We start from the raw sequence: 8,071 nt of genomic DNA on the forward strand, positions 1-8,071 counted from the left end.
TCTGTCCTCATATCTTGACGCACACGTTGACCGGCTCGGAGAAGAAGTCGAGCGAGTACTCGCCGCCCTCGCGCCCGATGCCGGATGCCTTCACGCCGCCGAACGGGGTGCGCAGGTCGCGCAGGTTCCAGCAGTTGACCCAGACGATGCCGGCCTGGATCCGGGGCGCCACGCGGTGGGCGCGCGACAGGTCGGTGGTCCACACGGTGGCGGCCAGGCCGTACGGGCTGTCGTTGGCCAGCCGGACGGCCTCGTCCTCCTCGTCGAAGGGGGCGACGTGGCAGATGGGGCCGAAGACCTCCTCGCGGACGGTCCTGGCGTGCGGCGGCAGGCCGGTGATCACCGTGGGCTCGACGTGGAAGCCGCCGTCGCGGGCGTCGCCGAACTCCGGCACGCCTCCCCCGGCCAGTACCGTCGCGCCCTCCTCGACGGCCAGGCGGTAGTAGGACAGCACCTTGTCGCGGTGCTGGGCCGAGATCATCGGCCCGTAGCCGCGCAGGCCCCTGGCCCGCTCGGCCAGCGCCCGGGTGAACTCCTCGAAGATCGGGCGCTGGACGTAGACGCGCTCGGTGCACAGGCAGATCTGGCCGGAGTGGGTGAAGCTGGAGCGGATCGTGCCCTCGACGGCCTCCTCCAGGTCGGCGTCGGCGAAGACCAGGGCCGGGTTCTTGCCGCCGAGCTCGAAGGAGACCGGGGTGACGTGCGCGGCGGCGTTGCGCATGATGGCGCTGCCGGTGGCCGAGGCGCCGGTGAAGGCGATGGCGTCCACGCCGGGGTGCGCGGTCAGGTGTTCGCCGGCCGCCCCCGCGCCGTGGCCGTGGATCAGGTTGAACGCGCCGGGCGGCAGGCCCGCCGCGTCGATCACCTCGGCCAGCAGCGTGGCGGTGGAGGGCGTCTCCTCCGACGGCTTGGCGACGACGGCGTTGCCCGCGGCCAGGGCCGGCGCGACCTTCCAGGTGAGCAGCAGCAGCGGCAGGTTCCACGGCGAGATGACGGCGACCACGCCGAGCGGGCGGCGCACGGTGTAGTTGAGCGCCTGCCCGCTGCCGCTCCAGGCCGGGACGCTGGTGTTGTAGGCCCGTTCGGGACGGCCGTAGGCCAGGTCGGCGTAGGCGCGGAAGTTGCCGGCGGCGCGCGGGATGTCCACCGTCGCGGCCAGCTCGCGCGGCTTGCCGGTGTCGGCGGCCTCGGCCTCGACGAACTCCTCGAACCTGGCCTCGATCCCGTCGGCGATCCGGCGCAGGTACGCGCACCGCTCCTCGGTGGAGGCGGCTCCCCAGGGGCCGTCGAGGGCGGCGCGGGCGGCCCGGACCGCCTCGTCGACGGTCTCGCGGGACGCCTCGGGGACGGCTCCGACGGTGCGGCCGTCGACGGGCGAGATGAGAGGGAAGTCGGTCCCCGCCGTCGTGAAGACGCCGTTGACGTAGTGCGCGGGCTTCATGGTCGACATTCTGCTGATTTCTCGACATAACAGTCCAATACCGAAATGTCGCCTGGCTATCTTTATTTCGTTATATGTCGGTTCTGCTATGCCTGCCGACCGAATCGGTATTCGTTCTGGCATACCACCAGCGTGCATCCTCTTCCGTACCCTCATTCGGAAGGCACAGAGAGATGGACACAGATCGCCGTCTGGCCGCCCGCCGCGTCTCGCGGGCCGCCTTCATCGGCACCGCCATCGAGTGGTACGACTTCTTCCTCTACGGCACCGCCGCGGCCCTCGTCTTCAACAAGCAGTTCTTCCCCGCCATGGACCCGGTCGCCGGCTCCATCGCCTCCTTCGGCACGATGACCGTGGGATTCCTGGCCCGCCCGCTCGGCGGCATCGTCTTCGGCCACTTCGGCGACCGGATCGGGCGGCGCAACACGCTCGTCGTCTCGCTGCTCATCATGGGGATCGGCACCACGCTGATCGGCGTGCTGCCGACGTACGACAGCCTGGGCGTGTGGGCGGCGGTGCTGCTCGTGGTGATGCGCGTCGCCCAGGGCATCGGCCTGGGCGGCGAGCTCGGCGGCGCGGTGGTGCTGACGATGGAGCACGCGCCGAAGGGCCGGCGCGGCCTGTTCGGGGCGTTCCCGATGATGGGCACCCCGGCGGGCATGTTGTGCGCCAACGCCGTCTTCCTCGGCACGTCCTCGCTGCTGGGCGAGGAGAGCTTCATGGCCTGGGGCTGGCGGGTGCCGTTCCTGCTCAGCATCGTGCTGGTGGCGGTCGGCCTGTACCTGCGGCTGCGCATCGAGGAGAGCCCCGACTACGCCGACCTGGTCGAGCGGCGCAAGCCGGTCAAGCTGCCGATCGCGGTGGTGCTGCGCGACCACTGGCGCGAGGTGGTGCACACGATCGGCGTGATCATCGGCAACAGCGCGCTGGCCTACATCTTCATGGTCTACATCCTCGGCTACGGCGAGGCCGCGGCCGGCCTGCCGCGGACGTTCCTGCTGAGCTGCGTGATCGGCGGCGCCGCCGTGTGGCTGGTCACCGCGCCGCTGTGGGCCCACCTCGGCGACCGGCACGGGCTGCGTTCCGTCTTCACCTGGGGCTCGGTGGTGCTGCTGGCCGGCGCCCTGGCGATCCTGCCGGTCGTCAACACCGGCAACAAGCCCCTCATCGCGGTTTTCATGCTGGTGATGGGCGCGGTGCTGGCCATGACCCACGCGCCGCAGGGCACGCTGACCGCCAGCTTCTTCCCGGTCGCCATCCGGTACTCCGGCACGTCGGTGGCCTACCAGCTCGCCTCGCTGCTGGGCGGCGGTATCACGCCGCTGGTGGCCGCCTCGCTGTTCGCCTCGACCGGCACCTCGCTGTCGATCACCGCCTACCTGGCCGTGGTGACGGTCATCAGCCTCGTCGCCGCCCTGGTGATCCCGCGCAACGACGCCGAACGCCTGGGTGACCACCCGGTTCCGGCCGACATAGCGAAATAGGGCAGGTTCGCCCTGGTCATATGATGATTTCGTGATATCTCGTCCGCTGGACCTGCTGAGCGGCCGGCTCAAGCTGCGGCATCTCGTGCTCGTGACCACCATCGCCGAGCAGGGCGGCGTCCTGCGCGCCGCCGAGCACCTCCACCTGGCCCAGCCCGCCGTGACCCGGGGGCTGCGGGAGGTGGAGCAGATCCTCGGGGTGGAGCTGTTCACCCGCGGATCGCGCGGCGTCACCCCCACCCTCTTCGGCGAGGCGTTCATCGACCACGCCCGCGCCGTGCAGGCCGAGTTGCGCCGCGCCGGCGAGCGCATCGCCGGCCTGGCCGACGGCACGGCCGGCACGGTCACCGTCGGCACCCTGCTGGCCGCCACGAACGTGCTGCTCCCCCGCTCGATCGCGGCGCTCAAGGCCGAGCGGCCGGGCATCACCGTGATCGTCAAGGAGGGCACGTTCGACTCGCTGGTCCCCCAGCTCACCGGCGGCGACCTCGACCTGATCCTCGGCCGGCTCAACCCCATCGAGGACCGCCCGGACCTGCGCCAGATCCCGCTCTACAACGAGCCCGTGCTGCTGGTCGCCCGCGCCGGGCACCCGGCGGCGCACGCCCGCGAGCTGGCCGGCCTGCTGGACTACCCGTGGATCCTGCCGCTGGAGCAGACCTCGCTGCGCCGGGAGCTGGAGCAGGTGTTCCACCGCAACGGGCTGCCGCTGCCGCCCGACCGCACCGAATGCACGTCCATCCTGACGATCCGCTCCCTGCTGCTCGGCACGGACATGATCGCCGCGCTGCCCGCGCTCTTCGTCAGGACCGACCCCCAGCTCCTCGAACTCCCGGTGCCGCTGCCGTCGGTGCGCCGCTCGGTGGGCGCCACCCTGCCCGGGGCCCGCGCCCTGACGCCCGCGGGCAAGGTCATGCTCGCCCACCTCCAGCAGCAGGCGCGGCACCTCGACACCAGGGAGGACGCGGGGGACGACGCGTCCGACGCGGCGGCGGTGGGAGACTGAGGGGCATGGTGGCAGGAGCCGGGTTCGAGCCCGAGTCCGTACGCGTCATCCGGCGGCTGCGCGACGACATCCTCGACGGCGTCCGCCCGCCGGGCAGCAAGCTCGTCGAGCGCGACCTGGCCACCGAGCTGGGCGTCAGCCGGGTGCCGGTGCGCGACGCCCTGGCCACCCTGGCCGCCGAGGGGCTGGTGACGTTGCGGCCCCGCACCTGGGCCGTGGTGCGCGAGTTCACCGCCCGCGACGTCGCCGACCTGGTGGAGGTGCGTTCGGCGTTCGAGGCCGTCACCTTCCAGCTCGCCGCCCGGCGGCACGACGCGCAGGGCCTGCGGCGGCTGCGCGCCGACCTCGACGCCGAGCTGCGGGCGGCGCGCGCCGGCGACGCGATCCGCGCCCGGCGGGCGGCCGCCGACTTCCACGAGACGGCCACCGCCATCGCGGGCAACGACCTGCTGGTCGAGGTGGGCCAGGTCCTGCGCAGCCGGATGCGCTGGCTGCTCGGCCGGCACGACGACCTCCAGGCGGTCGCCGACGAGCACCGCGAGCTCTACGAGGCGATCGCCGCCCGCGACGTGACCCGCGTCGGCGAGCTGGTCGCCCGGCACGTGGCGACCAGCGGCCGGCTCATCGGCGAGCACGCCGACCGGCTGCGCTCCGACGGTTCCTGACCCCGCACGGGCGTCAGGCGTCCAGGAGGACGTCGAACCCCGCGCGGGCGTCAGGCGTCCAGGAGGACGGCGCCGTCGCGGGCGACCACCCGGCCGCCGGCGACCACGAGCGCCCGCGGCGGCACCCGCACGAGCGCGTCCGGCACGTTTTCGGCGTCCACGAGCACGACGTCGGCCCGCGCCCCCGCGACGAGGTCGTGCCGGTCGCGGTGCACGAAGGGCGCCGCCTTGGTCGTGGCCAGCTCCACGGCGGCGGTGAGCTCGTCGTCGGAGCGCAGCCCGTGCAGCCGGGCGAAGCCGAGGGCGATGCGCAGCAGGTCGCCGTCGCCGAACGGCGACCACAGGTCCCTGATCCCGTCGGTGCCGAGGCCGAGGCCGATGCCGCGTTCGGCCATGCCCCGCCACGGGAGGGGCGCGGTGCGCACCGGCGCGACCGTCGCCCAGGAGATGCCCGCCGCGGCGAGGTCGTCGAGCAGGCCGCGCTGACGTTCGGGGGCCAGGTCGCCGAGGGCGAAGCCGTGGGAGACGGTGACCTTGCCCTGCAGGCCGGTCCTGAGCGTGCGGTCGATGATCAGCTCGTACTGGAACGCGCCGAGCTCGCCGCCGTCGTGCAGGTGGATGTCCAGGCCGACGCCGCGCCGCTCGGCGATCTCGAACAGGCCGTCGAGCTGGGCGACCGGGTCCCGGTCGATGGTCGCGGGGTCGATGCCGCCGATGCTGGTGGCGCCCGCCCGCGCGGCCTGGTCGAGCAGGTCGAGCACGCCGGGCCGGCGGACGACGCCGTCCTGCGGGAAGGCCACGATCTCGACGTCGATCGCCCCGTCGAGCCGCGCCACGGCCTCGCGGACGGCCTCGATGCCGCGCAGCCCGACCCCGAGGTCGACGTCGACGTGGGTGCGGGTGGCCGTGGTGCCGTGCCGCAGGAACTCGCGCAGCACCGCCACCGTGCCGTCCACGCCCGGGATGCCGTACTTGTCCCGCTCGGCGCGCTCGTGCTCGATGCGGCCCTGCGTGGTGGCCACCCCGCCGTACGACACCCAGGGCCGGCCCCACCAGCTCTTGTCGACGTGGGCGTGGGCGTTGACGAGGCCGGGCAGGGCCAGCAGGCCGCGGCCGTCGACGCGCTCGCCGGCGGGCGGGGCGGTCCCGGCCGGGAGCACGGCGACGATCCGGGTACCGTCGATGGTCAGGTCCACGGGCGCGCCGCCCCAGGGGCGCACGTTGGAGATCGTCCAGGAAGTCACCCGAAAAATGGTATACCAAAAACGGATCGTTCCTGGCAGAGGGCCCTGCACACTCATCCCCCAGCCGTTGTCGTAGCCGTTTGGGAAAATCGGCGCGGGCTGCGGCAGGCGCGGTCCCGCCGTCCGGAAAGAGGTGGTCCGATGGGCCCAGAGGTCTTCGACAGCCGTGACATCGGCCAGACGGAGGAGTTCCTCAGCAAGGCGTACGCCAAGATGCGCATCGGCTCCGACGTGAAGAACCCCCGCACCCGGATCTCCCGCCAGGTCATGGGCTCGGTCAGCATCGACCGGCTCAATCTCGAGTACGCGATGAGCTTCGACGTCAACCCGCTCGGCAAGGTGTGCCTGTGCACGGTCGAGACCGGCACCATCGCCCAGCAGGTCGCCGGCGGGCCGGACGAGCTCTTCGGCCCCGGCGACACGGTGTTGTTCGCCCCGCACGACCTGCCCTACACCGGCGAGATCCGCCGCTCGCGCTACGACATCATCATGTTCGACCCCGCGCTGCTGCAGCAGGTGGCCGGCACGCTGCCCGGCCGCCGGGCCGAGCCGGTCCGGCTGGTGGGGCACCGCCCGGTCTCCGCCGCCGCCGGCCTCCATCTGCGGCGCACGCTCGCCTACCTGCGCGACGACGTCCTGGCCGCCCCCGAGCTGGCCGCCGAGCCGCTGGTCGTCTCCACCGCCGGGCAGCTGCTGGCCGCCAGCGTGCTCACCGCCCTGCCCACCAACGCCGGCGACGCCGCCCCCGGCTCCGCGCGTCCCGAGGCGCTGCGCCGGGCGACGGCCTTCATCGACGACCACGCCGACCTGCCCATCGGCCTCGACGAGATCGCCACCGCCGCCCGGATCACCCCCCGCGCCCTCCAGTACGCCTTCCGCCGGCACCTCGGCACCACCCCGCTGGGCTACCTGCGTCAAGCCCGGCTGGCCCGCGCGCACGCCGAGCTCAAGGCCGGCGATCCCGCGACCACGGTGACCGCCGTCGCCGCCCGCTGGGGCTTCTTTCACGCCGGCCGCTTCGCCCAGCTCTACCGGGCCGCCTTCGGCTGCTCGCCCGGCGACACCCTCCGCCGCGCGGCCGAGCCTCGCCGCGCTTGATCCACTGATGCCCGTTTCGTTCTGTGGACAGGAGTGAGCCGGATTCTTCGTCTGATGTGCTGACCCGCCACCGCCGAAGGCTCAAGGGTTGGAGACGAGCACGGATCGCCGCGGCACGGAGGAGATGATCGCGATTGAGTCCCGGCCGTAGCGGCGACATGGCGCGTCCGCGGCGAGGCCACAGCCGCAGGCCAGGCGATCGCGAGGCAGCACCGTCGGGGTGGCCGCGCCCGCCGGGCGACCAGGCCGGTCCCGTGACCGAGCCGAACCCGCCGCCGGCCTGTGATGCCTGACCTGCTTCGTCCGCCCTCGCACCCGTCCGCCCCGCCTTCCGGCCGGACGGGCCTTCGTGCTGCCCGGCCTCCGGTGACGGCGTGACCCCTCTGAGCCTGAGCTGCCGCGACCTGCCCGGCGGCGTGCTGGTGACCGTGATCGGCGAGCTCGACGCCTCCAACTCGACCCGGCTGGAGTCCTTCACCGAGCGGCACCTGCGGCCCGGGGCCGGCGCGGTGCTCGACCTGAGCGGGCTGAGCTTCATGGACAGCCGCGGCCTGCACGTGTTGTTACGCCTCAACGCCGCGGTGCTCGACCGCGGGGGCGTGCTCCGCCTGGCCGGCGTGCAGGAACTGCCGGCGCGTGTCCTCCAGGTCACCGGCGTGTGGTCCTCGCTGGCCGTCCACGCCGACGTGGGCGACGCCGTGGCCGCGATGGGCGCGCAGCGCCCCGCCGATCTCCGCGAGTCGTCGTGAGCCGCCGTACCTCGGCGTTCGGGGCTGAAGATCATGAGTGCCGGCTCTAGAATCCGGATGACCAACAACCACGACTGCTCCGTCGATGACCTCGATCATGGCCGCCTGATCAGGGCCGTTCGCGAGGTCACCGGCAGGACGGTCCTGACACGTCGTAGGACACGAGGGTGACATGAGCGAAGCGATGACCGGTGGCTCCCGTTCCGCGTCCGGGGGCGCCGAGGTCGGCGAGCTTCGGCTGCGCCAGCTGCTCGGCGGGCTGACGGCGGTCCGGGACGGCGATTTCCGCACCCGTCTGCCGGAGGACGCCGACGGGTTGCTGGGTGAGATCGCCTCGGTGTTCAACGGGATGGTCGATCAGTTGTCGTTGTTCACCTCCGAGGT

At 72.8% G+C, this 8,071-nt stretch carries 8 protein-coding genes; 6 read left to right on the top strand and 2 right to left on the bottom strand.

The window, feature by feature from the left end; all coding sequences use genetic code 11:
- Positions 1-7: 7 nt before the first annotated feature.
- Positions 8-1,441 (bottom strand): 2-hydroxymuconic semialdehyde dehydrogenase, encoded by a 1,434-nt coding sequence (locus tag AB0J76_RS47915; RefSeq protein WP_352325092.1) that lies wholly within the window; start codon positions 1,439-1,441, stop codon positions 8-10.
- A gap of 173 nt (positions 1,442-1,614) precedes the next feature.
- On the opposite strand from AB0J76_RS47915, the gene AB0J76_RS47920 reads away from it, so the two are divergent.
- From AB0J76_RS47920 to AB0J76_RS47930, 3 genes are read left to right on the top strand one after another with little or no spacing between them, the layout of a single operon-like run.
- Positions 1,615-2,925: an MFS transporter gene (locus tag AB0J76_RS47920; protein WP_352325090.1), complete on the top strand. Its 1,311-nt coding sequence runs from the start codon at positions 1,615-1,617 to the stop codon at positions 2,923-2,925.
- 31 nt (positions 2,926-2,956) lie between these two features.
- Positions 2,957-3,931 (top strand): LysR substrate-binding domain-containing protein, encoded by a 975-nt coding sequence (locus AB0J76_RS47925; protein ID WP_352325088.1) that lies wholly within the window; start codon positions 2,957-2,959, stop codon positions 3,929-3,931.
- Positions 3,932-3,936: 5 nt separating this feature from the next.
- Positions 3,937-4,596 (top strand): GntR family transcriptional regulator, encoded by a 660-nt coding sequence (locus AB0J76_RS47930; protein ID WP_352325087.1) that lies wholly within the window; start codon positions 3,937-3,939, stop codon positions 4,594-4,596.
- A 50-nt stretch (positions 4,597-4,646) separates the two neighbouring features.
- Here the strand turns inward: AB0J76_RS47930 and AB0J76_RS47935 are convergent, their stop codons facing one another.
- On the bottom strand, positions 4,647-5,840 hold the full coding sequence (locus tag AB0J76_RS47935) for an amidohydrolase (RefSeq protein ID WP_352325086.1): 1,194 nt from the start codon (positions 5,838-5,840) through the stop codon (positions 4,647-4,649).
- 141 nt (positions 5,841-5,981) lie between these two features.
- On the opposite strand from AB0J76_RS47935, the gene AB0J76_RS47940 reads away from it, so the two are divergent.
- The 3 genes from AB0J76_RS47940 to AB0J76_RS47950 form a co-directional block, all read left to right on the top strand.
- Positions 5,982-6,938, top strand: coding sequence for a helix-turn-helix transcriptional regulator (locus AB0J76_RS47940; protein WP_352325085.1), 957 nt, complete (start codon positions 5,982-5,984; stop codon positions 6,936-6,938).
- 374 nt (positions 6,939-7,312) lie between these two features.
- Positions 7,313-7,687, top strand: a complete 375-nt coding sequence (locus tag AB0J76_RS47945) for an STAS domain-containing protein (RefSeq protein WP_352325084.1) — start codon at positions 7,313-7,315, stop codon at positions 7,685-7,687.
- Between the two features lie 172 nt (positions 7,688-7,859).
- The coding region (locus AB0J76_RS47950; protein WP_364394070.1) for a HAMP domain-containing protein at positions 7,860-8,071 on the top strand (212 nt) is incomplete at its 3' end.

This window comes from Nonomuraea sp. NPDC049624 (assembly GCF_040675255.1).
Classification (GTDB): Bacteria; Actinomycetota; Actinomycetes; order Streptosporangiales; family Streptosporangiaceae; genus Nonomuraea.